Origin of the sequence: Promicromonospora alba (assembly GCF_042654905.1) — a bacterium.
Classification (GTDB): Bacteria; Actinomycetota; Actinomycetes; order Actinomycetales; family Cellulomonadaceae; genus Promicromonospora; species Promicromonospora alba.
This window is the reverse complement of record NZ_JBHSFI010000004.1, coordinates 560,805-585,496: the sequence shown is the minus strand read 5'-3', so window position 1 is coordinate 585,496 and position 24,692 is coordinate 560,805. Positions and strand designations below refer to the sequence as shown.

At 71.5% G+C, this 24,692-nt stretch carries 20 protein-coding genes; 12 read left to right on the top strand and 8 right to left on the bottom strand.

The features are described from left to right. Positions 1-4: 4 nt before the first annotated feature. The 3 genes from ACFO6V_RS13565 to acs form a co-directional block, all read right to left on the bottom strand. Positions 5-2,260: an RNA degradosome polyphosphate kinase gene (locus ACFO6V_RS13565; protein WP_377136612.1), complete on the bottom strand. Its 2,256-nt coding sequence runs from the start codon at positions 2,258-2,260 to the stop codon at positions 5-7. A gap of 312 nt (positions 2,261-2,572) precedes the next feature. Next, positions 2,573-3,526 carry a mycothiol synthase gene (mshD, locus tag ACFO6V_RS13560; protein ID WP_377136188.1) on the bottom strand — a complete coding sequence of 318 codons (954 nt, stop codon included), beginning with the start codon at positions 3,524-3,526 and terminating at the stop codon, positions 2,573-2,575. A 70-nt stretch (positions 3,527-3,596) separates the two neighbouring features. Beyond that, positions 3,597-5,627, bottom strand: a complete 2,031-nt coding sequence (acs, locus tag ACFO6V_RS13555) for an acetate--CoA ligase (protein WP_377136186.1) — start codon at positions 5,625-5,627, stop codon at positions 3,597-3,599. Between the two features lie 182 nt (positions 5,628-5,809). Between acs and ACFO6V_RS13550 the strand changes: the two genes are divergently transcribed. After that, entirely contained in the window at positions 5,810-6,904 is a 1,095-nt protein-coding gene (locus ACFO6V_RS13550; protein WP_377136184.1) for an NADH:flavin oxidoreductase/NADH oxidase, read from the top strand. Between the two features lie 525 nt (positions 6,905-7,429). Here the strand turns inward: ACFO6V_RS13550 and ACFO6V_RS13545 are convergent. Next, entirely contained in the window at positions 7,430-8,260 is an 831-nt protein-coding gene (locus ACFO6V_RS13545; RefSeq protein ID WP_377136182.1) for an HAD family hydrolase, read from the bottom strand. Between the two features lie 290 nt (positions 8,261-8,550). Between ACFO6V_RS13545 and ACFO6V_RS13540 the strand changes: the two genes are divergently transcribed. The 9 genes from ACFO6V_RS13540 to ACFO6V_RS13500 all read left to right on the top strand — a co-directional run bounded on the left by ACFO6V_RS13540 (position 8,551) and on the right by ACFO6V_RS13500 (position 14,896). Further along, positions 8,551-9,339, top strand: coding sequence for a CpaE-like family protein (locus ACFO6V_RS13540; protein WP_377136180.1), 789 nt, complete (start codon positions 8,551-8,553; stop codon positions 9,337-9,339). Next, positions 9,336-10,496 carry a TadA family conjugal transfer-associated ATPase gene (locus tag ACFO6V_RS13535; protein ID WP_377136178.1) on the top strand — a complete coding sequence of 387 codons (1,161 nt, stop codon included), beginning with the start codon at positions 9,336-9,338 and terminating at the stop codon, positions 10,494-10,496. The genes ACFO6V_RS13540 and ACFO6V_RS13535 overlap by 4 nt, the downstream gene beginning before the upstream one ends. Then, positions 10,490-11,638, top strand: coding sequence for a type II secretion system F family protein (locus ACFO6V_RS13530; protein WP_377136176.1), 1,149 nt, complete (start codon positions 10,490-10,492; stop codon positions 11,636-11,638). The genes ACFO6V_RS13535 and ACFO6V_RS13530 overlap by 7 nt, the downstream gene beginning before the upstream one ends. Before the next feature lie 149 nt (positions 11,639-11,787). Next, positions 11,788-12,009: a DUF4244 domain-containing protein gene (locus tag ACFO6V_RS13525; RefSeq protein WP_377136174.1), complete on the top strand. Its 222-nt coding sequence runs from the start codon at positions 11,788-11,790 to the stop codon at positions 12,007-12,009. Between the two features lie 3 nt (positions 12,010-12,012). Beyond that, complete coding sequence (locus tag ACFO6V_RS13520) at positions 12,013-12,357, top strand: TadE family type IV pilus minor pilin (RefSeq protein ID WP_357444703.1); 345 nt, start codon at positions 12,013-12,015, stop codon at positions 12,355-12,357. Beyond that, a complete protein-coding gene (locus ACFO6V_RS13515) occupies positions 12,354-12,755 on the top strand; it encodes an Rv3654c family TadE-like protein (RefSeq protein WP_377136172.1) in 402 nt (133 codons plus the stop codon). The genes ACFO6V_RS13520 and ACFO6V_RS13515 overlap by 4 nt, the downstream gene beginning before the upstream one ends. A 138-nt stretch (positions 12,756-12,893) precedes the next feature. Beyond that, positions 12,894-13,790 (top strand): ABC transporter ATP-binding protein, encoded by an 897-nt coding sequence (locus tag ACFO6V_RS13510; protein ID WP_464719411.1) that lies wholly within the window; start codon positions 12,894-12,896, stop codon positions 13,788-13,790. After that, the gene (locus tag ACFO6V_RS13505) at positions 13,787-14,659 is read left to right on the top strand and encodes an ABC transporter permease (RefSeq protein ID WP_377136170.1); all 873 of its coding nucleotides are present in this window, start codon (positions 13,787-13,789) and stop codon (positions 14,657-14,659) included. The genes ACFO6V_RS13510 and ACFO6V_RS13505 overlap by 4 nt, the downstream gene beginning before the upstream one ends. Before the next feature lie 3 nt (positions 14,660-14,662). Beyond that, the gene (locus ACFO6V_RS13500) at positions 14,663-14,896 is read left to right on the top strand and encodes a helix-turn-helix transcriptional regulator (protein ID WP_377136168.1); all 234 of its coding nucleotides are present in this window, start codon (positions 14,663-14,665) and stop codon (positions 14,894-14,896) included. A 3-nt stretch (positions 14,897-14,899) separates the two neighbouring features. On the opposite strand, the gene ACFO6V_RS13495 is transcribed toward ACFO6V_RS13500, so the two are convergent. Next, positions 14,900-17,578 (bottom strand): DEAD/DEAH box helicase, encoded by a 2,679-nt coding sequence (locus ACFO6V_RS13495; protein WP_377136166.1) that lies wholly within the window; start codon positions 17,576-17,578, stop codon positions 14,900-14,902. A 175-nt stretch (positions 17,579-17,753) separates the two neighbouring features. Here ACFO6V_RS13495 and ACFO6V_RS13490 point away from each other — a divergent pair, with 175 nt between their 5' ends. Then, positions 17,754-20,069, top strand: a complete 2,316-nt coding sequence (locus ACFO6V_RS13490) for a hypothetical protein (protein WP_377136164.1) — start codon at positions 17,754-17,756, stop codon at positions 20,067-20,069. A gap of 86 nt (positions 20,070-20,155) precedes the next feature. Here the strand turns inward: ACFO6V_RS13490 and ggt are convergent, their stop codons facing one another. Continuing rightward, the gene (gene ggt / locus ACFO6V_RS13485) at positions 20,156-21,982 is read right to left on the bottom strand and encodes a gamma-glutamyltransferase (RefSeq protein WP_377136162.1); all 1,827 of its coding nucleotides are present in this window, start codon (positions 21,980-21,982) and stop codon (positions 20,156-20,158) included. A 121-nt stretch (positions 21,983-22,103) separates the two neighbouring features. Beyond that, positions 22,104-22,652, bottom strand: coding sequence for a methylated-DNA--[protein]-cysteine S-methyltransferase (locus ACFO6V_RS13480; protein ID WP_377136160.1), 549 nt, complete (start codon positions 22,650-22,652; stop codon positions 22,104-22,106). 150 nt (positions 22,653-22,802) lie between these two features. Between ACFO6V_RS13480 and ACFO6V_RS13475 the strand changes: the two genes are divergently transcribed. Next, entirely contained in the window at positions 22,803-23,780 is a 978-nt protein-coding gene (locus ACFO6V_RS13475; RefSeq protein WP_377136158.1) for an SGNH/GDSL hydrolase family protein, read from the top strand. Positions 23,781-23,825: 45 nt separating this feature from the next. Here ACFO6V_RS13475 and ACFO6V_RS13470 read toward each other — a convergent pair whose 3' ends face one another. After that, positions 23,826-24,635 (bottom strand): helix-turn-helix domain-containing protein, encoded by an 810-nt coding sequence (locus tag ACFO6V_RS13470; RefSeq protein ID WP_377136156.1) that lies wholly within the window; start codon positions 24,633-24,635, stop codon positions 23,826-23,828. Between the last annotated feature and the right edge of the window lie 57 nt (positions 24,636-24,692).

Genomic DNA, 24,692 nt, shown 5'->3' with positions numbered 1-24,692 from the left:
CCGGTCACCGGACAGGCTCGAGCCGACGGCGCTGCCGCTGGATCAGCACCGCCTGCAGGTCGCGGAGACCGTTGCTCTCCGCACCCGCGTTCGGTCGTTCCCAGCTGCCGTCGGGCAGGAGGTGCCAGGACGCCGTCGTGTCCGCCATGGACTCGTCCAGCAGGCCGAGGATCTCGCCCACGTGGTTCGGGTCGGAGATCCGGATGAGCGTCTCGACCCGGCGGTCGAGGTTGCGGTGCATCAGGTCGGCCGAGCCGATGAACACCTCGGGGCCGGACTCCGGCCCTTCGGCGAGCGCGGGGCCAACGGAGTTGGCGAACGCGAAGAGGCGAGAGTGCTCGAGGAAGCGGCCCAGGATGGAGCGCACCCGGATGTTCTCGCTCAGCCCGGGCACGCCCACGCGGATGGCGCAGATGCCGCGCACGACGAGGTCGACCTGTACCCCCGCCTGCGAGGCGCGGTAGAGGGCGTCGATCACGGTCTCGTCGACCACCGAGTTGATCTTCATCTTGACCCAGGCCTCGTGGCCGGCCCGGGCCGCGGTCGCCTCGCGCTCGATGCGCTCCACCAGGCCCGAGCGGACGGCGCGGGGCGCCACGAGCAGGCGGTGGAACGTCGACTTCGGTGCGTACCCGGAGAGCTGGTTGAAGAGCCGGGTCAGGTCCTGGCCGACGTCCGAGTTGCAGGTCAGCAGGCCGTGGTCGGTGTAGAGGCGCGCCGTCTTGGGGTGGTAGTTGCCCGTGCCGACGTGGCAGTAGCGCAGCAGCGAGCCGTCCGGCTCCTGGCGCACGACGAGCGACAGCTTGCAGTGCGTCTTGAGGCCCACGATGCCGTAGACGACGTGGACGCCCGCCTCCTCGAGCTTGCGCGCCCAGGAGATGTTGGCCTCCTCGTCGAACCGCGCCTTGATCTCGACCAGGGCCAGGACCTGCTTGCCGGCCTCGGCGGCGTCGATCAGGGCGTCGACGATCGGCGAGTCGCCCGACGTCCGGTACAGGGTCTGCTTGATCGCCAGCACGTGCGGGTCGGCGGCTGCCTGCTCGAGGAACGTCTGCACGCTCGTCGAGAAGCTGTCGTACGGGTGGTGCAGCAGGATGTCCCGACGGCGGATCGCCGCGAACACGTCGGTCGGCTTGGAGCTCTCGACCTCCGCGAGGTGGCGGTGCGTGGAGGGCACGAACGGCGGGTAGTGCAGCGACGTCAGGTCGAGGTCGGCGATGAGGTTGAGGCCCGTCAGGTCCAGCAGCGCGGGCAGCTCGTAGACCTCCTCGTCCTTGACCCCCAGCTCGCGGACGATCAGGTCGCGGATGCGCGGGCTGATGTCCTTCGCGATCTCCAGGCGTACGGGCGGCCCGAACCGGCGCCGGAGCAGCTCCTTCTCCATGGCCTGGAGCAGGTTCTCGGCGTCATCCTCTTCGACGTCCACGTCCTCGTTGCGGGTGACGCGGAAGGTGTGGTTCTCGCGCACCTCCATACCCGGGAACAGGTAGTCGAGGTGCTGGGCGATGACCTCCTCCAGCGGCACGAACGAGAGCGGCCCGCGCTGCGGGTCGGCCTTCTTGGTGCCGGGGCGCCGCGGTTTGCCCGACGCGTCCACCGCGATGAAGCGGGGCAGCAGCGGCGGTACCTTGACGCGCGCGAAGTGCTCCTTGCCCGTCGCCGGATTCGCGACCACCACCGCGAGGTTCAGGCTCAGTCCGGAGATGTAGGGGAACGGGTGGGCAGGGTCGACCGCGAGCGGGGTCAGCACCGGGAAGATCTGCTTGCGGAAGAACTTGTGCAGGCGCTCCTGCTCCTTGGTGTCGAGCTCGCCCCAGTGCACCAGCGTGATGCCCTCGCCGGCCAGCGCGGGCTGCACCTCGTTCTCGAACACGCGCGCGTGTCGCTCCATGAGGGCGTGCGCCTCGTCCGAGATGCGCGACAGCGCCTGGCGCGGGCCGAGCCCGGAAGCGCTCGTGACGGCGATGCCGGTGGCGATGCGGCGCTTCAGGCCGGCCACTCGCACCATGAAGAACTCGTCCAGGTTGGACGCGAAGATCGCCAGGAAGCGGACGCGCTCCAGCAGTGGGATCCGGGGATCCTCCGCGAGCTCCAGCACGCGCTGGTTGAAGGCGAGCCAGCTCAGCTCGCGGTCCGCGAACCGGTCGACGGGCAGCGGCCCGCCGAGCACCGGGTCCAGCAGGCTGGTCCCCTCCGGGCTCTCCGCGATGTGCTCGGCGATGTGTGCGGCGAGGCTCGCGTCCAGGGAGTGCGGGTCCATGATGTCGTCCGCAGAGGCGCCCTCCGGCGCAGGCACCGGCGCCGGCACCGGCGTGGGCGACGGCCCGGCGGCCTGCTTGGTCTTCTCCGCCACCTCGGCGGCCGCCAGCCTGTCGGCGGTCTTCCCAGGGCGGTCCCGGTGTCCGTCGGGCCCGCCGTTCATGCTCTCGGCGCTTGTCGTACGAGGGCTCTGCTTCATGAATCGGCCGTTCTTGTCCCTGGTCCTGGCGGAGGTGTTCCCAGCACTGTCCTTCATGTCGCTCATGGTGTCACCGTTCGGTACACAGTGGGTGACGCTCTCGCAGAGCGTTCGTCACGGGCGGGCATATTGAACGTGTACGGCGGCCCGGCTGAACCCGGACCGTTCGTACGTCGCGAGAGCTGGCGCGTTGTCCCCCTCCACGTACAGCACGGCGCGCGTCGCGCCGGTCCGTGCGAGGTGCGCCAGCCCGACATCCGTCATCAGCCGGCCCAGACCCTTTCCCTGATGGTCCGGGTCCACACCGAGGACGTAGATCTCGCCGTCGCGGGCGCCGTCCGGCCGACCCGGCTCGACCTTGGTCCACTGGAACGCCACCGGATCGGCGTCGGCGGTGCCCTCGGGCACGAGAAGGAAGAAGCCCTCGGGGTCGAACCACGCCTCGGCCTGGCGCGCGCGCAGGTCGTCGAGGGTCAGCCGGCCCTGCTCCGGATGGGTCGCGAACGCGCGGGCGTTGACGCGGAGCCAGGCGTCGTCGTCGACCCCGGGGCGGAACGTGCGCAGGCGATAGCCGGCGGGCGCCGCGGGCGGCTCCGGCGCTGTGGACCGGTCGAGGGTCCTCGCGAGGAAGAGGAGCTTACGCACCGGCTGCAGGCCCGTCGCCCGCGCGAAGCCGCGGGCCGCCTCCAGGTCGCCGTGTGCCCAGACCCGCAGCTGCTTGCCGTGCTGGCCGGGCTCGCCCGAGCGGGACGGGAGCGTCGCGTCACGTTCGGCGGTCTTGAGGAGCATGCGACCTCGCCCGCCGAGACGGTGCTCGGGATGGATCACCAGCTCGGCGCTCGCGGTCTCGCCCGAGCGGTCGACCTGGACGTAGCCGATGGTGCTGCCCGACGTGGTGTGCGCCACGACGTGCGTGATCCACTCCGCGTCGGTCCCCAGGTTGAGCAGCGGTTGCTCGGAGAGCGGCGCTACGCCGTCGTGGGACTCGGCGACGGCCGCCAGGTCTCGGACGGCCTGCTGGGCGTCGGCGTCGAGCGGGCCGATCTCGATGGGGGCGGCGATACGCATACGCCCATCTTCTCCCGTTGGTCGAGCTTGTCGAGACCGCGGCCTCGACAAGCTCGACCAGTGGAAGGAGTCAGTCCTCCGAAGCGGCAGACGGCGCGGCCAGGCCCGCCGTGATCAGGTCCATCACCGAGGAGTCGGCGAGGGTGGTGGCGTCGCCCACCGCCCGGTCCTCGGCGACGTCACGCAGCAGACGGCGCATGATCTTGCCGGACCGGGTCTTGGGCAGTTCCTGCACGACGAGGATCTTCTTGGGCTTCGCGATGGGGCCGATCTCCTTGCCCACGTGGTCGCGCAGCTCCTTCTGTACCTCGGCGGCACCCTCCGGCGTCGCCGCCCGGTTCGCGTGCTCACCGCGCAGGATCACGAACGCGACGACGGCCTGTCCGGTCGTCTCGTCGTTCGCGCCGACGACGGCCGCCTCCGCCACTATCGGGTTCGACACGAGCGCCGACTCGATCTCCGTGGTGGACAGGCGGTGGCCGGACACGTTCATGACGTCGTCCACGCGGCCCAGCAGCCAGATGTCGCCGTCGTCGTCCTTCTTGGCGCCGTCGCCGGCGAAGTACAGGTTCTCGAACCGCGACCAGTACGTCTCCTTGTAGCGCTCCAGGTCGCCCCAGATGCCGCGGAGCATGGACGGCCACGGCTCGGAGAGCACGAGATAGCCACCGCCGCCGTCGGGCACGGGCTTCGCCTCGTCGTCGACGACCGTCGCGACGATGCCGGGCAGCGGCACCTGGGCCGAGCCGGGCTTGGCCGCGGTGACGCCCGGGAGCGGGCTGATCATGATGGCGCCGGTCTCGGTCTGCCACCAGGTGTCGACGATCGGGGTCCGGTCGCCGCCGATGACGCGGCGGTACCACATCCACGCCTCGGGGTTGATGGGCTCGCCCACCGAACCGAGGACGCGCAGGGAGGAGAGGTCGAACCCGCCGGGGATGTCGTCGCCCCACTTCATGCAGGTGCGGATCGCGGTAGGCGCGGTGTACAGGATCGAGACCTTGTACTTCTCGATCAGCTCCCACCAGCGGCCGCGGTGCGGGGAGTCGGGCGTGCCCTCGTACAGGACCTGGGTCGCGCCGTTCACGAGCGGGCCGTAGACCACATAGGAGTGGCCGGTGACCCAGCCGACGTCGGCGGTGCACCAGTAGACGTCGGTCTCCGGCTTGAGGTCGAAGACGTTCTTGTGGGTGTACGCGGTCTGCGTGAGATAGCCGCCGGTGGTGTGCAGGATGCCCTTCGGCTTCCCGGTCGTACCGCTCGTGTACAGGATGAAGAGCGGGTGCTCGGCCTCGACGGCCACGGGCTCGTGCTGGTCGGACTCCGCTGCCAGGGCCTCGTGCCACCACACGTCGCGGCCCTCTACCCACTCGACGTCCTGCTTGGTGCGCTGGACGACGAGCACCTTCTGGACGGTCGTCGCCTCGGCGCCGTCCTTGGGCGCGAGGGCCTCGTCGACGGCCGGCTTGAGGGCTGACGGCGCGCCGCGGCGGAAACCGCCGTCGGCGGTGATCACGAGCGTGGCCTCCGCGTCGGCGATCCGGCTGCGGAGGGCGTCCGCCGAGAAGCCACCGAACACCACGGAGTGCGCGGCACCGATGCGGGCGCAGGCCAGCATCGCCACCACGGACTCGACGAGCATCGGCAGGTAGATGACCACGCGGTCGCCGGTCTGCACGCCGAGCGTGGTGAGGGCGTTCGCCGCGCGGGACACCTCCTGCTGGAGGTCGGCGTACGTGACCGTGCGGGTGTCGCCGGGCTCGCCCTCGAAGTGGATGGCCACGCGGTCGCCGTTGCCCGCCTCGACGTGCCGGTCCACCGCGTTGTACGCGGCGTTCAGCGTGCCGTCCGCGAACCAGCGCGCGACGGGGGCGCCGCTCCAGTCGAGGGTCTCGGTGAACGGCGTCTTCCAGGTCACGAGCTCCCGGGCCTGCTCGGCCCAGAACCCGAGGCGGTCCGCCGACGCCTTCTCGTAGAGGTCGGCCTTCGCGTTCGCCTGAGCCGCGAACTCCTCGCTGGGCGGGAAGCTCCGGGTCTCGTGCAGCAGGTTCTCGAGGCTGGGGCTGGATGCCGAGCCCGACGTCGGGTTGGTGTCTGTCACGGTGACCTCCGGTGCGCGTCTTCGCGTTTCGTCTCAGGCAGGTGCTTGGTACTGCCTTGACGTCTCTCTGGTCGGTGAGTGTAGTCCCGGACGGTGACAGTCCTCACAATCCGATGTCAGCACCTGAGACACCGGTCGGGCCACCCGGAATTGCCCGGGGACCGGCCACGTTGGAGGCTGGCGTGAGCCTCCTCTTCGAACCGATCACCCTCCGCGACCTGTCGGTCCCCAACCGGGTATGGCTGTCGCCGATGTGCGAGTACTCCGCGTCGGACGGGATGCCGAACGACTGGCACCTCGTGCACCTGGGCTCCCGTGCCGCCGGTGGGTTCGGGATGGTGCTGACGGAGGCGACCGCCGTCGTGCCGGAGGGCCGGATCTCTCCCCAGGACACGGGCATCTGGAACGACGAGCAGGCAGCCGCCTGGAAGCGCGTGGTCGACTTCGTGCACGAGCGCGGGGCGCGCATCGGCATCCAGCTCGCGCACGCGGGGCGCAAGGCGTCGACCTTCCGCCCCTGGTCCCCGCTGCAGGGCACGGTTCCGGTGGCGGACGGCGGCTGGCCGACCCTCGGCCCGTCGCCCGCACCGTTCCCCGGGCTCGACACCCCGGCGGAGATGTCCGCCGAGCAGGTGGCCGACCTCCCGGAGCAGTTCGCCGCGGCCGCGCGCCGCGCCCGCGAGGCGGGTTTCGACGCCGTAGAGGTGCATGCGGCGCACGGATACCTGCTCCACCAGTTCCTGTCGCCGCTCGCGAACTCCCGTACCGACGAGTACGGCGGGTCGCCGGACCGGCGCTCGCGGCTCGTCGAGGAGACGGTCGGTGCGGTGCGGTCCGTCTGGCCGGACGAGCTGCCGGTGCTGGTGCGGCTGTCCGCGACTGATTGGCGTGACGACGGCCTCCGGGTCGACGACGTCGCGGCGGTCGCCGGTCGCCTGGGCACGCTGGGCGCGGACCTGATCGACGTGTCGACGGGTGGCGCGGCGCCGGCGAACATCGCCGTCGGGCCGGGTTACCAGGTTCCGTACGCGCGCCGCGTACGGGAGGTCTCGGGGCTGCCGGTGAGCGCCGTGGGGCTCATCAGCGAGCCGGCCCAGGCCGAGCAGATCCTCGTGGAGGGTTCGGCGGACGCCGTCATGCTCGGTCGCGAGGCGCTGCGTGATCCGTACTGGCCGCTGCGAGCGGCGCACACGCTGGGCGAGAAGATCGGGACCCAGCCGGTGGAGTCCGGGGTGGGAATGCAGCCACAGTACGCGCGCGGGCAGTGGCGGCGGTGACCTGCTGCGGGGCTGTGTGGTGAACGCGATTCCTGTGCCTGCGGCGTTTCAACGCCGGGAGGAATGTGAGCGTGGTGATTCTTTTCCAGCGAGTGTGCATTCCGCGAAACGATTCGCCGTGCGGCCGGGCTCCTCGCAATTTCCGTTCGCGATCCGGAAGTGCGAGGGCCCGGCCACTGCGGTGGCGAGATCTCGGTCTACGAGTACGACGTCCGGGAGCATCCTCAAGCCGGATGTCGCTCTCACCAGCTGGGCGGGGTGACCGTGCACTTCGCTTGCTGTCCGATCGGGTCAACACCCTTCCGGTACCCCAGGGCACGGTCCCTTCCGCCCTGAATGCTTGCTGTGAACACAATCACACTGCCTTCGGCTAACAAAAGCAACTGGAGCGGACTCATCTTCACAATTGCCAATTCCTGTCATGTTGGCAATTGGTCGCGAAAATATTTGGCCTTGCCTTGGCTTGACCTGATGGGGTGATCCGGACGACCTTGCCCCTGGGGCCGAGCGAATATGCCTCGGCACTCAGCCGCGTCGCGCGCGACGCCGGGCCGCGCGCCAGATCAGCCAGACGGCGACACCCACGGCTGCTACGCCGACCACCGCGATGACAGGAACCGGCTCGATGCGCGGGCGCAGTGCGATCGGCCGCGTGAACGCGAGGACACCCCAGCCTGACTGGGCCGCTCGTCGCTTCAGGACGCGGTCCGGGTTGACCACGTAGGCGTGGCCGACGGCGGCCAGCATCGGGGCGTCCGTGATGGAGTCGGAGTAGGCGAAGCTGCCGGCGAGGTCGTACTGCTCCTGCGCGGCGAGCCGGCGGATGCCCACCGCCTTGTTGTCGCCGTAGTTGTAGAAGTCGATCTTGCCGGTGAACCGCCCGTCAGCGACGCTCATCTGGGTGGAGAGCACGTGGTCCGCGCCGAGGGCGGCGGCGATGGGCTCGACCAGCACGGCGGCCGACGCCGACACCACCACCACGTCCCTGCCCGCCGCGTGATGCTCGGCGATGAGCTCGACCGCCTCCGCGTAGACGTAGGGATCGATGAGCTCGTGCACCGTCTCGGTGACTATCTGCCGGACCTTTTCCACGTCCCAGCCCGTCACGAGCGACGACAGATGTGCGCGCATCCGCTCGGTCTGGTCGGCGTCGGCGTTGCCGATCATGAAGACGAAATGGGCGTAGGCGCTGCGCAGCACGTCGGCGTGCGAGAGCAGCCCGCCCGCCAGGAACGGCTTGGAGAACGCCGCCGACGAGCTCGTGGCGATGATCGTCTTGTCGAGATCGAAGAACGCGGCTGTGCGCGGGGCGCGCGACGTCGGGCGAGTGGCGATCTGGGGAACCTGCTCGGTCACGCGACGAGCCTAACGGCGCCTCCCGTCCGGGGCGGCCACCAGCGGGGCGTGCCGCTGTCCGGATGAAACTCGTCGGCCCGACCCGCAGACCCTGGTCACGACGGGACGGGGGAGCGAGCCCGACCACAAGCACGGATTCCATCCACCTGTGCACAGCCGAGCCGACCGGGGCACCCAGGCCCGGCGCCGGACGCCCAACCTGATTCCGGAGCCCGGGCAGTCAGCCCGGAGCGAGGACGGGGTCACCTGCCCGGCGGAAGCCCGGGACGGCCCGGACGAAGGAGGCGGCGATGGTCAGCACAGTGGGCGGCGTGGTACCGGAGCCGGGGCGGGTGATCGGCGTGGTCGGGGCGTGCGGCGGAGCGGGCACGTCAGTGGTGGCCGCATGCGTGGCCCACGGCCTGCGCCGGGGAGGGGAGCGAGCAACTCTCGTCGACCTCGACGCGCACGGACCCGGCACGGACCTGCTTCTGGGCGCCGACGGCGGGCGCGGCGCCCGCTGGCCGGACCTCGTCGAGGCGCGTGGCGAGGTCGAGGGCGCTGGAGTGGTGGCTGCGCTGCCTCGCTGGGGCATGGTGCCGGTGCTGAGCGGCACGGCGTCGGGCCCACCACCCGAGGACGACGTGGTGCTCGACGTCTGCCGCGGGCTGGTGAAGGCGGGCGAGTCCCTGGTGCTCGACCTGCCCCGGCCGGGGGCCTGGGGCTCGGCCACCCGGAGGGGCAGGGGAGCCGCCGCCGAGGCGCCGGGCAGCGACGGCCTGGCCGTGCGCACCCTGCTGGCCGGCTGCGACACGGCGCTGCTCGTGGTGCCGCTGACACTGCCCGCGATCATGGGCGCGGGGCGGGTGCGCGACGCGCTGCGGAGCGCGGGCGTACCGGACGTGCGGATAGTGGTGCGGGGCCCGGCGCCTGGCTCGGTCGACGAGGAAGACGTATCAGCCGCGCTGGGGCTGCCGGTGGCCGCGGTGATGGGTCGCGACGCGGGGCTGGCCCGGGCGGTCGAACGGGGCGAGGGGCCGGCGATGTCGCACCGGGCCACGCTCGGCAGGTTCGCTGCCGATGCGGCGGGTGCGCTGTGAGCGCGCCGGTCGGTGAGCTCTCCCTGCTCGACGACGTCCGCGCGCGCCTCGCGACCGGTCGCACCGGCGCGGAAGCTGCCGTCCGCGACGCCGTGCGAGACTCCGGGCGAGTGCTGGGGTCCGATGCGCTCCGGGACCTGGAGGACGCCGCTCGCGCCGAGCTCACCGGTGCCGGGCCGCTGCAGGCGCTCCTCGACGCACCCGACGTCACCGACGTGCTCGTCAACGGACCGGACGACGTGTGGGTCGACAGAGGCGCAGGCCTCGAGCGGGTCTCGGTGAACCTCGGTACGGCCACCGCGGTACGCGGGTTGGCCGTCCGGCTCGCTGCCCTCGGCGGCCAGCGGCTCGACGACGCCTGCCCGACCGTGGACGCGCGCCTGCCGGACGGCACCCGCCTGCACGCGGTGCTGGAGCCGCTCGCCGAGGCCGGTGCGGTGATCTCCTTGCGGGTGCTGCGCACCCGCGCGTTCACGCTCGACGAGCTGGTGACCGCCGGTGCTCTGCCGGGCCAGTGGGTGGGCCTGCTGCGCGCTCTCGTGCTGCGGCGAGCGAACGTGCTGATCAGCGGCGGCACCGGCACGGGAAAGACCACGCTGCTCGCTGCTCTCCTCTCCCTGGTGCCCGACGACGAGCGCGTGGTGACCGTCGAGGAGGCCCGCGAGCTGCGGCCGACGCACCCGCACGTGGTGCACCTGGCCGCACGTCGCGCCAACGTCGAGGGGGCGGGCAACGTCGACCTCGCCGACCTCGTGCGCAACGCGCTACGCATGCGGCCGGACCGCATAGTGCTCGGCGAGTGCCGAGGAGCCGAGGTCCGCGAGGTCCTCATGGCCATGAACACGGGGCACGACGGCGGCTTCGCGACCCTGCACGCCAACGCCGTGGCAGTGGTGCCCGCCCGGCTGGAGGCGCTCGCGGGGCTGGCGGGGATGACCCGTGAGGCGGTGGCCGCGCAGGCCGCCGGAGCCCTGGACGTGGTGCTGCACCTCCGCCGGTCGAACGGCGCTCGATACCTGGCGGAGATCGGGCTGGTGGGTCGCGGGCCGAGCGGCGAGCTGGAGGTCCGCGCGGTCGCGCGGTGGGACGGGAGGGGTGGCTGCGTGGTCGAGCCGGACGCGTGGCGTGATCTGACGGGTAGGTACGGGCCGTGGTGAGCGTTGTTGAGTCGTCCGGCGTGGGGTTGCTCGTCGCACTTGGTGTCTGGCTTGTGCTGGCGCGTGGCGGTCGTCGGTTGCGCGAGGTCCTCGTACCCCCGGCCCCGGGAGCTGAACCGGACACCGGTTGCCGCACGGGCATGCTCGCCGGTGTCGGGCCCGGGCGGGACGTGACGTCCGGGGTGCGACAGGGGCGCCGGTTCCGAGCCGAACGTGGCCCGGGCGGCGACGTCCGGGTGGTCGTGATGCAGGTGGTGGCGCTGCTCAGGGCGGGGTCGTCGCCAGGGGCGTCGTGGTCGCGCGCGGTAGGCGTAGGCGTGGACCTCACTGGTGTGCCCGACGCCGACGGCCTCACGCGGGTGCTCGGCGCACGGCACGCGGAGGCGGTGGTCGCGGCGACCCGGCTCGCGCTCGACGTCGGCGCGCCGCTCGGCCGGGTCCTGGAACAGGTCGCCGGGACGCTCGTCGCGGAGGCCGAGTCGAGAGCTGAGCGGGAAGCGGCCCTCGCCGGCCCCCGGACGACGGGGCGGCTGCTCATGTGGCTGCCGATCGTCGGCGGGCTCCTCGGATGGGCGCTCGGCGCCGACCCCGTGGGTACTGCCACGGACGGCGGCATCGGCAGCGTGGCTGTGGGTGCCGGGCTGGTGCTGCTGGTAACCGGCCGGGTCTGGTCGGACCGGCTGGTGGCCGCTGCCTGCGGTGCCGACCGGCCGGGCGTGGACGTCCAGGTGGTCCTGGAGCTGGTGGCCGCCGCTCTGCGGTCAGGGGCCGGGGTGCCACGAGCGCTGAAAGCCACCGGCGCGGCTGTCGGTGGGGCCGACGGGCTGGTGCTCACCAGGGCCGGTCAGGCCCTCGTGCTCGGGGCGGCCTGGGAGCGCGTCTGGACCGGCGTCTCCGGGGAGCTGGACCCGATGGTCCGAGCCCTCCGTGGTGCCTGGCTGGACGGTGCCGCACCGGGCGAGGCACTCCAGGCCGCCGGCGAGGAGGTACGGCACGAGCGGAGGGCCGACGCGCGGACCGCAGCCGCCCGGCTCGGAGTACGGCTCGTGCTCCCGCTGGGCACCTGCTACCTCCCCGCGTTCGTGCTGGTGGGGCTCGTGCCCGTGCTGCTGGCACTCGGGATCGACCTGCTCGCCGGCTGAGCCGACGTCAGGCAGGGAGCAAAGGCTTCGGCGCGCTCAGGCGCCGGCGCCGCCCGCCACATGGCGGGCGGGACCCGCTACGCGGGTCATGAAGAGAAGGCCCGCAGTGCGGGCCGGGTTGCCCGGCAACGGGCGGAGACGGAGAAGACATGACAACGACGAAGACTGCTGTGGCCTGTCCCGAGCCGGACGACCGGTCGCAGGCGGAGGCCGACGACCGTGAGTCGGAGCGCGGGCTGGCTACCGCGGAGTACGCGATCGCGACGATCGCGGCCGCCGGGTTCGCGGGTGTCCTGACGGTCATCCTGAGGGGCGGAGACGTGAAGTCGATGCTCACGTCGCTGGTCCAGTCGGCGCTCACGATCGGCTGACCCATGACGGAGCGTGAGTCGGAGCGGGGCACGGTGACGGCGGAGCTGGCCATCGGGCTGCCCGTCGTGGTCCTCGTGCTCGTCGCCGTGCTCACCCTCGCGGCCGCGTCCACGGCGCAGATGCGCGCCATGGACGCGGCCCGCGCGGGAGCGCGGGCGCTGGCGATCGGAGAGCAGGGGCCGGCGGTGAGCGCGGTAGTGGCCAGGGTCGGCGGTCCTGAGGCGGAGCTGGCGCTCGCGCACGAGGGTGGATGGGTACGGGTCACGGTGACGCGGCCGGTGGCAGGCGGCTGGTTGTCCGGGACGCTGCAGGCCACGGGCGCGGCGACGGCATGGGTGGAGCCGTGAGCGCCGAGCAGTGCACCGAACAATGCCCCGAGCGTGGAGCCGGAACCGTACTCGTGCTCGGGGTCATCGCCGCGATCCTGGTGCTCGCGTTCGGGATCGCCGCTCTCGGCGCTGCCCAGAACGCGCGCGGGGCGGCGCAGGCCGCGGCAGATCTCGGCGCGCTCGCCGGCGCGACCGCGCTGCGGGACGGTTTCGATCCGTGCGGGACGGCAAGGACCGCTGTGGCACGCAACGGGGCGGTGGTCGCCGCCTGCGAGGAGCTCGGCGGAGGTGTGGTGCGGGTGGTCGCGACCCGGGCCGCGGCAGGCCCGGGCGGTGCCCTCGGCGAGGCGCGGGCGAGCGCGCGGGCCGGACCTCGAGCGGGTGATCCTGGCGAACCCGGTACGGAAAGGGAGTGACATGTGTTCAGTACGACTCGTAGTATTCCTGCTATGAGAAGTACGGAAGATGCGATGAGTGCGCGGAACGCACCTCCGCCGTCGGGCGATGTGGCGCTCGATGTGCGTGACCTACGAATGCGATACGGGACGAAAGACGTGCTCACGGGGGTCTCGTTCGAGGCGTACCGGGGAGAGGTCCTCGCCCTGCTCGGCCCCAACGGCGCCGGCAAGACCACCACCATCGAGATCCTCGAGGGCTTCCGCATGCGGTCGGCCGGCGAGGTGTCGGTGCTCGGACAGGATCCGGCGCACGCCGACGAGGCATGGCGCGCGCGGCTGGGTGTGGTGCTCCAGTCGTGGCGGGACCACGGTCGCTGGCGGGTGCGGGACCTGCTCGGGTATCTCGCGCGGTTCTACGGCCCGTACTCGACCCCCGAGGTCAAGCGGCCGTGGGACGTCGAGGAGCTGATCGGTGTGGTCGGCCTCGCGGAGCACGCCAACGTGAAGGTGCAGAAGCTGTCCGGAGGGCAGCGCCGCCGCCTGGACGTGGCGATCGGCATCGTCGGGCGGCCTGAGCTCGTCTTCCTCGACGAGCCGACGGCGGGCTTCGACCCGCACGCCCGCCGGGAGTTCCACGACCTGGTGCACCGCCTTGCCGACTTCGAGAACACGACGGTCCTGCTCACCACGCACGACCTGGACGAGGCCGAGAAGCTGGCCGACCGGATCCTCGTGCTCGACGAGGGCACCATCGTCGCCAACGGGTCCCCGGAGCAGCTCGCCCGCGAGCTGACCACTCAGGCGGAGGTGCGCTGGATGTCCGAAGGTCGCCGGCACGTGCACGCCGTGACCGAGGGCGACCCGACCCAGTTCGTCCGCGAGCTCCTGACGCATGATTCGGGGGCCAGCGAGCTCGAGGTCAAGCGAGCGAGCCTCGAGGACACGTACATGTCACTCGTCCACCGGGCCGAGAGCGACCCAGCGCGCCGGGCCGAACGGACAGGGCCGACGCAGACCGATCAGACCGAGCAGACCGAGGAGGCGCAGTCATGACCACACCGACGTCCACCCCGACCGACGTGCGATGGGCAGCCGTGCGGGCAGGGCTCTCCCGCGGCTGGCTCGAGACCAAGTACTCGCTCCAGGAGCCCGGCGACGTCGTCTGGATCATCGCCTTCCCGGTGATCTACGCGGTCGTGCTGCTGTTCATGCGCGGCAGCACCGTGCCCGGTACCGACTTCGCGCTGGGTGCCATGGTGCTGCCCAGCCTGGTCGGCATGTCGATCGCGTTCGGCGGACTGACCGGGCCCGCCAGCACCATCGCGGTCGACCGTGAGGACGGGACGCTGCTGCGGGCGAAGGCCACACCCAACGGCATGATCGGCTACCTCGTCGGCAAGATCCTGCTGTTCGCGCTGACCACGCTCGTGAGCCTCGTCGCGCTGGTGATCCCGGCCTTCACGGTCGCGGGTGACCTGCGGCTGGATGCCCGTACCGGGATTCTGCTGGTGCTGATCTTCGTGGTGGGTATGGTCGCGACGGTCCCGATCAGCGTGGCGCTCGGGTCGCTGTTCAAGACGGCGTCCCAGACCGGGCTGCTGTTCCTCGGGTCGATGCTCCTGATCGTGCCGTCCGGCATCTTCTACCCGATCACGGCGCTGCCCGAGTGGCTGCAGTGGGTGGGGCAGGCGTTCCCCTACTACTGGCTGGGGCTCGGTGCCCGGTCGGCGATGCTCCCGGAGGCCATGGTCACGGCGGAGATCGGGGAGTCGTGGCGCACGGTCGAGATGTTCGCGGTGCTCGGGGTCTGGGCGGTCGTGGGTATGGTGCTCGCGCCGATCGTGCTCCGCAGGATGGCCAGGCGCGAGTCGGGCTCCACGGTCGCGGCGGCGCGAGAGCGCTACATGACCAAGGGGTACTGAGTGGTGGCAGAGCAGTCCGACGTCGTCCATAACCGCATAGCGATGCTGCGTGCGGAGCGGGGCATCTCGCGGCGTGAGCTGGCGGAGGCGCTCGGGGTGCACTACCAGACGGTGGGGTACCTCGAACGGGGTGAGTACAGCCCGTCGCTGTACCTCGCACTGCGCATCGCCGAGTACTTCGGCGTCGCAGTCGAGGTGGTGTTCTCGACGGCCCCGTTCAAGCGCCTGGGCGAGTAGGGCTCAGCGGGCCTCGGCGAGGGTGGCGCGGGGGTCGTGCGACAGCACGGCGTCGAGGAGTCGCACGGCGGCGGCCTTGTCCAGCGGCGCGTTGTACGAGCCGCACTTCGGCGACTGGACACATGCCGGGCACCCGTCGGCGCAGGGGCAGGCCGCTATCGCGTCACGGGTGGCCCGGAGCCATGTCGCACCCAGGTCGTAGGCCCGCTCGGCGAAGCCGGCGCCGCCCGGATAGGCGTCGTAGACGAATACCGTCGCCTCGCCGGTGTCCGGGTGCAGCTCCGTCGACACCCCGCCGAGGTCCCATCGGTCGCACGTCGCGAGCAGGGGCAACAGGCCGATCGAGGCGTGCTCGGCGGCGTGCAGCGCACCCGGCGTCTGCTCAGGCGTGATGTCCGCGGCGCGCAGCACGAACTCGGGCACCGACCACCAGACGGCGACCGTGCCGAGGGTGTGCTCGGGCAGCTCCAGCTGCTCGGTCCCGAGCACCTGCATGTCCGGGACACGCCGCCGCTGGAAGCTCACGACCTGCGACGTCACCTCGACCGGGCCGAGGCCCCAGGTGATCGGCCCCCACTCCCGGGTGACCAGGTCATGGCCAGGGCCGTCCGCGTGCCCGCCCCCGGCCTCGCCACCCGGGTCGCCGGACGCCTCGGCGTCCTCGCCCCAGCCCTCGATGGCCACCGACATCACGGAACGCGACCACGTGCCGTAGTCCAGCTTGCGCCGCTGCACGACGGCGGTGTGGTCGGTCAGGTCGAAATGCGCCACCACGTAGGTGGTGCCCTGGTGCACGTAGACGGCGCCGTCGTGTACCTGGCCGTCCGCCGACGCCGCGTCGACCGTTCCGAGCATGCGGCCGGTGCCCTGCTCCACCACGCGCACCGGCGTGCCGCCCGCCCCGCGCAGGTCGGTGAGGCCCGCGGCGCCTTGGGCATGCGTCCAGTACCACCCGGACGTCCGACGCCGGAGCGCACCCCGGGCGACCAGCACGTCGAGGATCCCGCGGACGTGGTCGGGGTGACCGAACGTGGCGAGGTCCTCGGTCCGGAGCGGAGCCTCCTGCGCCGCCGCGCACAGGTGCGGCGCGAGGACGTGCGGGTTGGCGGGGTCGAACACCGTGGCCTCGAGCGGGGCGTCGAACACCGCCTCTGGATGCGTCACGAGGTAGGTGTCGAGCGGGTCCTCGCGCGCGACGAACGCGACGAGGCCGTCCGCGCCCGCGCGCCCGGCGCGCCCCGCCTGCTGCCAGAGCGACATGCGCGTGCCGGGCCAGCCGGCGATCAGCACGGCGTCCAGGCCGGAGATGTCCACGCCGAGCTCGAGTGCGTTGGTCGTCGCGAGGCCGAGCAGGTCACCGGTGCGCAGAGCCTGCTCCAGCTCGCGGCGCTCCTCGGGGAGGTAGCCGCCGCGGTAGGCCGCGATGCGGCGGGCGGCGTCCGGGGCTGCGTGCCGCAGGTGGTCGCGGGCCTGCTGGGCGACCGACTCCGCGCCGCGCCGGGACCGGGTGAACGCGAGGGTGCGGGCGCCGGCTGCGGACAGGTCGGCGAGCAGGTCGGCGACCTCCGCGGTCGCGGACCTGCGTGGATGCTCCGGCGGCGCCTCGGTCGCTACCGGCTCGGCCTCCGGATCGGGTTCCGAGGTGGGCGCCGCATCTGGCCCGCCGGCCGGCAGCGCCCAGGGGTCGGGTTCGGCGACGGCGACCCGGCGCATCGACGTCGGCTCCTCGACAGACAGATCGCGCCGGGATGCGCCCGCCTCCGTTCCGGCGTCCGCGCCAGTGCCGTCGGCGCCGTCGCCGGCGGGTGGCCGCCAGCCGACGATCTCCGGCGGCTGCCAGAGCACGACCGTCCGGCGTCCGGAGGGCGAGGCGTCCTCGGTGACGGCGGTGACGTCGTCGGGCGCGACGCCGATGAGGCGGGCCGCGCTCACCGCCGGCTGCGCCGTCGTGGCCGAGGCGACGACGAACGTGGGCGAACCCTCCCCGTACCGCGCCGCGAGGCGCGCGAGCCGGCGCAGCACCAGCGAGACGTGCGCGCCGAAGACGCCGCGGTAGGCGTGTCCCTCGTCGACCACCACGTACCGCAGGCCTTTCAGCAGCCGCGACCAGCGGCGATGGTTCGGTAGGAGGGCGTAGTGGAGAAAGTCGGGGTTCGTCAGGACGACGTCGGCGTGGTCCTGCACCCAGGAGCGTTCCTCGCGCGAGGTGTCGCCGTCGCAGGTCGCGACGCGGACGTCGCGCGTGCCCGCCGCATCGAGGATCCGTTCGAGCGCGTTCAGCTGGTCGGCGGCCAGGGCCTTCGTGGGGCTGAGGTAGATCGTCGTGGGCCGGACGTGCGCCGACTCGATGTTTCCGGGATCGAGCGTGGCGGCAGCAGCAGCGGTCCGGACGGCGGACAGCGCGGGGAGCCAGAACGCGAGCGACTTGCCCGACCCCGTCGAGGTGGCCAGAGCGGTATGCCGGCCCTGGTGGACGAGGTCGGCGGCGACGGCCTGGTGGGTCCACGGCCGCTCGACGCCGAGCTTCCGGTACCCCTGCACCACCGTGGCGTCGGCCCAGCGCGGCCAGTCGGCGTGCTCGGCGGTGCGCTCCGGGAAGATGCGCGACGCCGTCAGCCGCTCGGCGCGCGCGCCACCGGCGAGCAGCACGTCGAGGAGGGGATGGGTGGAGGTGTCGGACACGGTGCACAGTCTCGCACCGGGGCTTCCCCCAAGACGTGGTCAGGATGTCCGAGGTGACCGGTAGGGACTCGTTCAAGTCCGAATAGTTCACCCGTTAAATGGCTAAATCGTGCGCCTTGGCGCAGGTAGGTTCGCGCCGTCACACCGGTCCACGTCATAGCCGCAGGAGGACATGATGAAACGCTCCCTGATTGCCGGAGCAACAGCGGTCGGGTTGGTGTTCGCGGCGTTTGCCACGCCCGCCACGGTCGCGGCTTCCGCTGAAGTCTCGGCTGCATCTGCGGCCGAGTGCGATGGCACCGCTGAAGACGAGACGGCGGCTGCGGCGCTTGCCGCCGCGTGCGCCGAAGACGTCCGGGTGCTCAGCGCTACCGAGGACGGGGCGGCACTGTTCGCCGAGCCCGATGGTTCGATGCGGCTCGAGGCGTCGGCGGTTGACCCCTCCATCTCAAGGAAGCACACGGCGCGCACCGTTCTCAGGCCGGCCGGGCCCTCGGGCTACGGCTGGCCTGGCACCCAGTGGGTCGGCTACTGCGACCCCGCCGAGTACGCCGAGGGCTGTGCTGCGGCAGGCGTTCAACGACTTGTCTGGCAGTTCGACGGCATCGATCTGCTCGCTGATCTGGAGCCGGAGGACATCACGTCGGCCGAGCTCTTCGCGAACAGCGCCGTCGCGTGGCTCGACGACGTGAACTGCACCCCGAGTCGCCTCGACCTCTACGACATTCCGCGGATCTCGGCCAGCACCGACTGGGCGAGCACCGCGGCGTGGACGGAAGAACGACGGGTCGGCGGCAGTGCGTTCTACTGGCCGGCGTGTGAGCAGACCCCCGGATACACGGGCTTCTTCGACTTCGATGCGACGCAGCTCGCGGTCAATGCCGCGCGTGCCGACCGCTCGTCAGTGACCGTCGGTGTTCGGGCCGCGGACGAGACGTGCATGACCTGCGGCTGGACCTCGTTCAAGCCGGACACGACCCTGATCATCCGTTTCAACAGGACGCCGCTCGCGCCCACCAACCTGCAGGTCGGTGGCAGCCACGGATCGTTGCAGGCGTGCACCGTCGAGCAAACGCTGCGCACCACGTCTCCGTACCTGTCCGCGGACATCCGGGACCCTGACCCGGACAACGGAGGCCCCGTCACAGCGACGTTCAGCATCGCACGAGCGGATGCGCCCGACGTCGTGCTCTGGCAGGGATCTTCGTCCAGCTCGATCGACCACAGGTACACAGTCTCGGTGGGCTCCGAGACCCTGGAAGGTGACGGTCGTTACGTCTGGTCGGTGTTCGGTACGGATGGCGGCGGCCTGGTCGGTCCCGCTGCCTCATGCACGTTCTCCGTCGACATCGAGCGCCCGGCGCTCCCCGTGGTGACGCCCCTCGTCGGTGGGGAGGCTGTCTATGTCGAGGGCACTCTGCGTGGTGGGGTGGGCGTCCCGGGTTCTTTCCTGCTCACGAGCACGTCAGACGATGTCGTGACGTACCGGTACGGCGTCAATACGCAGACGAGGTCGAAGGTCGTGGACGCCAGTGCGAACACGGTCCTGAGCGTCACGCCGACTCAACCCGGCCCGAACTACATCTCGGTCGAGGCGCTCGATGCCGCGGGCAACCGCAGCAACGAGACCATCTTTAGGTTCGACGTCGCGTTCGACACCTCAGCGCCGACGCCGGCCGCCATCACGGTGACCGGTCCGACGTCGTTCACGTTCGGGGACGTTCCCACGGCCCTGGTCACCCTCAGCGAGGACGCCGTCACCCCCTACGGGACCGTGACGGTCACGTACGGCTCGGCCACCGTCGGGAGTGCGTCCTTCGACGAGCGCACCGAGCAGCTGTCGCTCGACGGGCGAGCGCTGGGCGCGGGAAGCAAGACGCTGACGTTCACGTACCGCGCCTTCCCCAACGCGCCGGCGTGGAGCACACAGCGGACGGTGACGATCAAGCCCTTGGCGTTCTCGATCGCCAGCGGGCCGTCGGTCTCCGGCACGCCCCGGGTCGGTAGGACTCTGACAGCGACGCGAGGTCCCTGGACACCGGAGCCTACGACGGTCAAGTACCAGTGGCGCCTGGACGGGCGAGCCGTCTCCGGGGCGACGGCGTACAACTGGAAGCTCCCGGCCACCGCCAAGGGAAAGACGGTCACGGTCGCGATCACCGGTTCCAGGACGGGCTACGCGACGAAGACAGTGGTGAGCCCCGCGACGACCGCGGTGATGGCGGGCGTGTTCGTCGCTCCGACGCCCACGATCGCGGGTTCCGCCACGGTCGGTTCGACGCTCCAGGTGTATCGCGGGACGTGGACGCCGCTGCCGTCGACGGTGACGCACCAGTGGAAGATCGACGGGAGGGCGGTCGCGGGTGCGACGCGCTCCACGTTCAGGGTGCCGACCTCCGCCAGGGGTAAGCGGGTCTCCGTCGTGGTAACGGGATCGCTTGCCGGCTACACGACCAAGTCGGTGTCCAAGTCGACCGGTCTGATCCGCTGAGCGCAGGTGGGGCGGGTGCCCGAGCGCTCCCTTGAGAAACCTCGAGCGGCTGGCGCGCCATCGGCGCACCAGCCGCTCGACCGATGTCAGGACCCTGCCGGCCACACCACGCGGGCCGATCCACCGCCGAGCCTGGTGGGCTCGGCGACGGCGGTGAGACGGCCGCCCGGGCCGATCTCGATGGCGGTCGCCGCACCGATGGCATTGGCCGTCGGCCGGAGCGTGTGCCCGTACCCGGTCAGCGCCGTGCCGTAGCTGTCGACGAAGGCCTGCTCGGCGATCGTGCGCACCGAGTTCTGCGGCGCAGCCCGCGGGGCGGCGATCGCTTCCTCGATGGTCATGCCCAGGTCGATCCGGTTGATCAGCATCTGCGTGACCGTGTTGATGATCTGGGACCCGCCCGGCGAACCGAGCGCGAGCACCGGGCGCCCGTCCTCCAGGACGATCGTCGGCGCCATGGACGAGCGCGGACGCTTGCCGGCCTCGAGCCGGTTCGGGTCGGTGGCGCTGTACTCGATGCTGAAGTCCGTGAGCTCGTTGTTCAGGATGAACCCGCGCCCGGGCACGACGATCCCCGAACCGCCGATCTGCTCCAGCGTCAGCGTGTACTCGACCACGTTGCCCCACCGGTCGACCGCCGTCAGGTTGGTGGTCGACGGGCTCTCGGTGTCCTCGGGGACGATGCCCTCCGCGCCGGGGGTGGCGCACACGCCGTCGTACGACCTGGCGTCACCTGCCGTCACGGGCTTGGCAGCCGCCGTCGTGGGGTCGAGCAGGCAGGCTCGCTCCTTGGCGAAGGTGTCGTCCAGCAGCCCGGCCACCGGAACGTCGACGAAGTCGCCGTCGCCCAGGTAGGCGGCACGGTCCGCGAACGCCAGGGCGCTCGCCTCGATGTAGTGGTGCAGCACGGCCGGGTCGTCCTGCGAGCCCAGGTCGAACTGCTCGAGGATGTTGAGCGTCTCGCCGACGGTGGTCCCGCCGGACGCCGGCGGCGCCATCCCGAAGATGTCGTACCCGCGGTAGGAGACGGAGACCGGGTCCCGGTCCACGACCTCGTACGCCGCGAGGTCCTCGGCGGTCATCGATCCCGCGGGCACCGGGAGCGTGGTCCCGGCCGCGACGGGCGGAGCTTGCACCGCGGCCGCGATGTCCTGCGCAAGTGCTCCCTCGTAGAACGCCTCGACGCCGCCGTTGGCGATCGTCCGGTAGGTCTGAGCCAGGTCCGGGTTGCGGAACACGGATCCGATCGCCGGGGCCTGCCCGCCCGGCAGGAACAGATCGCTGGTGGACGTCAGGGCCTGGAACCGCGCCTGGTTCAGCAGCGTCTGCTCGTAGAAGAGCTTGTCGACGACGAAGCCCTCCTCCGCCACGTTCGTCGCCGGGCGCAGCGCCTCGCTCAGGGATCTGGTGCCCCACCGGTCCAGTGCGCGCTCCCACGTGGCGGGAGTTCCGGGGACACCGACGCTGACGCCGCCGGTGACCAGGTCCGGATAGAACGGATACGACTTGCCGGTCGCCGGGTCGATGAAGGCGTCGTGCTCGATCGCCGACGGCGCCGTCTCGCGCCCGTCGATGGTCTCGACCTCACCGGATGCGGCGTCGTAGTGGACGAAGAACCCGCCACCGCCGATCCCGGCGCTGTACGGGTCGGTCACGCCGATCGCCGCTGCCATGGCGACGGCGGCGTCGGTGGCGTTGCCACCGCGGCGGAGCATCTGCAGACCTATCTCGGAGACGACCGGGTCGAGCGAGCTCACGGCGCCGCCGTACCCGGTAGAGGTCGGCACCTTCGGCGGCTCGGCCTTCGTCTCGGTGGCCGCGGCATCGAGCGGGCCTGCCGAGATGGCACCGGCGAGCAGCAGGGCGAGCGCGCCCGTGGCTGCCGATGAACGAACAGGGAATTTCTTGCGCATAGGGTTCCGGGCTCCTGAGGTGTGCGTATAGCGGGATGGCACCGACTAAGACGCACAGTGTGCCCGAAAAGTTGTGGGGTGGATGAAATTGGTGGGCCGGATGAAATCGGGTCGAATCGGATCAGAGATCGAAGAGCGTGGGCTGCTCCAGGTAAACGCCTTCCGTCTCCAGCATCCGCACCTTGGTGCGGGGCCCGCCGCGCGCCGAGAACCCGCCGATACGGCGGCCCGCTGCCAGCACGCGATGGCACGGCACGATGGGCGGGAACGGGTTGCGGCCCATGGCCTGACCGACGGCCTGGGCGGCTCCGGGCGCGCCCAGCGCGGCCGCGACCTCGCCGTACGTGCGGGTCTCGCCCGGAGGGATGGCGCGTACCACCTCGTAGACGCGGCGGTCGAAGTCGGGCACGGCGCTCATGTTCAGGGGGACCTCCGCGAGGTCCCCGACGCCGTCGTCGAGCAGCCGGACGAGCGCCGCGGCGGCCGATTCCACCGCCGCGGGCGAGGCCTCGACGGCGTCCGGGTACCAGCCGCGCACGGCGCCCCGCACCTGCTCGGCGCCGCCGTGGGGCAGTGCAGATCCGACGATCTCCGCGTCCTCGTTCCAGACGAGCGCGCATTCGCCGATCGCGGTCGGGATCACCGCGAACTCGAGCCTGTTCCGGTCCATGCGCCACACGATATGCGGGCACACTGACATGCGGCCCGTAACGCTGCGCAGCCCGCGGAATCACCGGCGTCCCGGACCCGGCACATGACGCCGGATGTGCGAGCGGAGCTGTGATATCCCGCACCAGGGCCACCGACCTAATCTCAGCGCATGACGAAGCACAGCGCGGTGTTCCGTGTACTGGCCCTCGCCCTCGCTACCTCGTTCGCCTCTACGTGCCTCGCCGTCGGAGTGGCTCCGCCGTCGCAGGCCGAGGAGGCCGGCGCGGTCACCGCACTACCGGGCTCCGTGCCCCGCTACGAGGAGTACGTCGCCCTCGGTGACTCCTGGACCGCCGACGTCGTCCTGCTCGACGGCCGCGGCACCCCGGACACCCGCTACGCGCCGCTCGGCTGCGCACAGTCCAAGGTCAACTACCCCAAGCTCGTCGAGCAGACGATCCGGCCGACGACGTTCCGCGACGCCTCGTGCGGGGCTGCGACCACCGAGCACTTCGTGAACAGCCAGAGCGTGCTGCTCGGCACCAACGAGCCACAGTTCGCGCGCCTCACGCCGACCACCGACCTCGTCACCGTGGGCATCGGCGGGAACGACGCCGGTATCGCGGCCGCGGGGCTCGACTGCCTCGGACTCGTGCCGCTCACACCGATCACCGACATCGGCATCGGCCTGCCGCTGGGCGGCTGCAAGGCCAAGTACACGCGCGGCGGGGTGGACCAGCTCAGCCAGCAGATCGGCGCGTCGGAGGACAAGCTCGTCGCGGCGTTCGAGGGCGTCCGGGCGATCTCGCCGAACGCGCGCATCCTCGCGGTCAACTACATGGACGTCGTGCCCGACCACGGCTGCTTCCCCCGTCTCGCCGCGTCCGACACGGACATGAAGTACATCTCGGGGAAGTTCCGCGAGCTCAACGCGATGATCGACCGGGCCGCCGCGCGCGCCGCGGTGGAGGTGGTCGACACGTTCGCCTCGACCGGCGGCCACGACCTCTGCACCGGGCCGTTCGACCGGTACGCGGAGGCGTACGGGCTGTCGCTCAACGGGGTTGCGATCGGCGTTCCCGCGCACCCGAACTCTGCGGGTGCCGAGGCTCAGGCGCGTGCGGTGATCGCCCACCTCGGAGGGTGAGCCGGTTCGGCGTCGGCGCACCCTCGGCGCCGACGCCGGTCCTGGTCAAGCGTTCCCGTCGGTGAACGCACTGCGCAACCGGGCAGGCGTCGTGCCGAGCGTCACCCGCACGGTCCTGGTCAGGTGCGCCTGATCGGCGAAGCCCAGGTCGCCCGCGATCGCGGCCAGGTCGTCGTCGCCCGCCTCCAGCCGGGCCAGCACCCGGCTCACGCGTACGCGGTTGCGAAACCTGGTGAGGCTGACGCCGGTCTCGGTCACGAAGATCCGGCTGAGGTGCGCGGGCGAGACCTTCAGCGCCCGGGCGAGGCTCACCAGGTCGTGCGATGCGGGTGAGTCGTCCAGGACGGCCTCGCGCGCGTGCACGACGAGCCGCGTCCGCGAAGCGCGGGCGGCGGGCGTCCGGGCGGCCCCGCCGTCGTCCGACGCCGAGGTGCGAGCCGCGGCCGCGACCGTGCGGACGAGGCGTTCGGCGGGATCCGCGGCGTCGTGCGCCGTTCGCAGCAGGAGCCGGTGGGCCAGCTCGGTCACACCGTCGATCCGCACCGTGGTGGACGTGGGCCGGTCGCCGGTGATCTCGTGCCAGAGCGCGGCGCCGACCGAGACGAACGTGCACACGTCACCGCCGGACGGATGCGCGAAACGCTGGTCCAGCCCTGGAATCTGTGTGTACCCCTGCGTGACGTCCACTGCCTGCTCGACGCCGCCGTTCACCAGCCGGAAGTGCCCCCGCCGGGCCAGGACGAGGCCGAACGTCTCGACCGGTTCGGCCGCGGACCATCCGCGGTGGTCGTCCGAGCACGCCACGACCCGCACCGAGTACTCGGGTGCGGTGAGGACGGACGTGGAGCGGCGCACGACCTCACCGTAGGCGGGGTCACCGACACTGCGGCCCTGCCCCAAGGCCGGCCAGGC

Excerpts from the sequence above, each read along its gene's own strand:
- ACFO6V_RS13565 (WP_377136612.1), bottom strand. The coding sequence starts at position 2,260 with ATGGACCCGCACTCCCTGGACGCGAGCCTCGCCGCACACATCGCCGAG.
- mshD (WP_377136188.1), bottom strand. The coding sequence starts at position 3,526 with ATGCGTATCGCCGCCCCCATCGAGATCGGCCCGCTCGACGCCGACGCC.
- ACFO6V_RS13540 (WP_377136180.1), top strand. The coding sequence starts at position 8,551 with ATGGTCAGCACAGTGGGCGGCGTGGTACCGGAGCCGGGGCGGGTGATC.
- ACFO6V_RS13525 (WP_377136174.1), top strand. The coding sequence starts at position 11,788 with ATGACAACGACGAAGACTGCTGTGGCCTGTCCCGAGCCGGACGACCGG.
- ACFO6V_RS13520 (WP_357444703.1), top strand. The coding sequence starts at position 12,013 with ATGACGGAGCGTGAGTCGGAGCGGGGCACGGTGACGGCGGAGCTGGCC.
- ACFO6V_RS13505 (WP_377136170.1), top strand. The coding sequence starts at position 13,787 with ATGACCACACCGACGTCCACCCCGACCGACGTGCGATGGGCAGCCGTG.
- ACFO6V_RS13490 (WP_377136164.1), top strand. The coding sequence starts at position 17,754 with ATGAAACGCTCCCTGATTGCCGGAGCAACAGCGGTCGGGTTGGTGTTC.
- ggt (WP_377136162.1), bottom strand. The coding sequence starts at position 21,982 with ATGCGCAAGAAATTCCCTGTTCGTTCATCGGCAGCCACGGGCGCGCTC.
- ACFO6V_RS13480 (WP_377136160.1), bottom strand. The coding sequence starts at position 22,652 with ATGGACCGGAACAGGCTCGAGTTCGCGGTGATCCCGACCGCGATCGGC.
- ACFO6V_RS13475 (WP_377136158.1), top strand. The coding sequence starts at position 22,803 with ATGACGAAGCACAGCGCGGTGTTCCGTGTACTGGCCCTCGCCCTCGCT.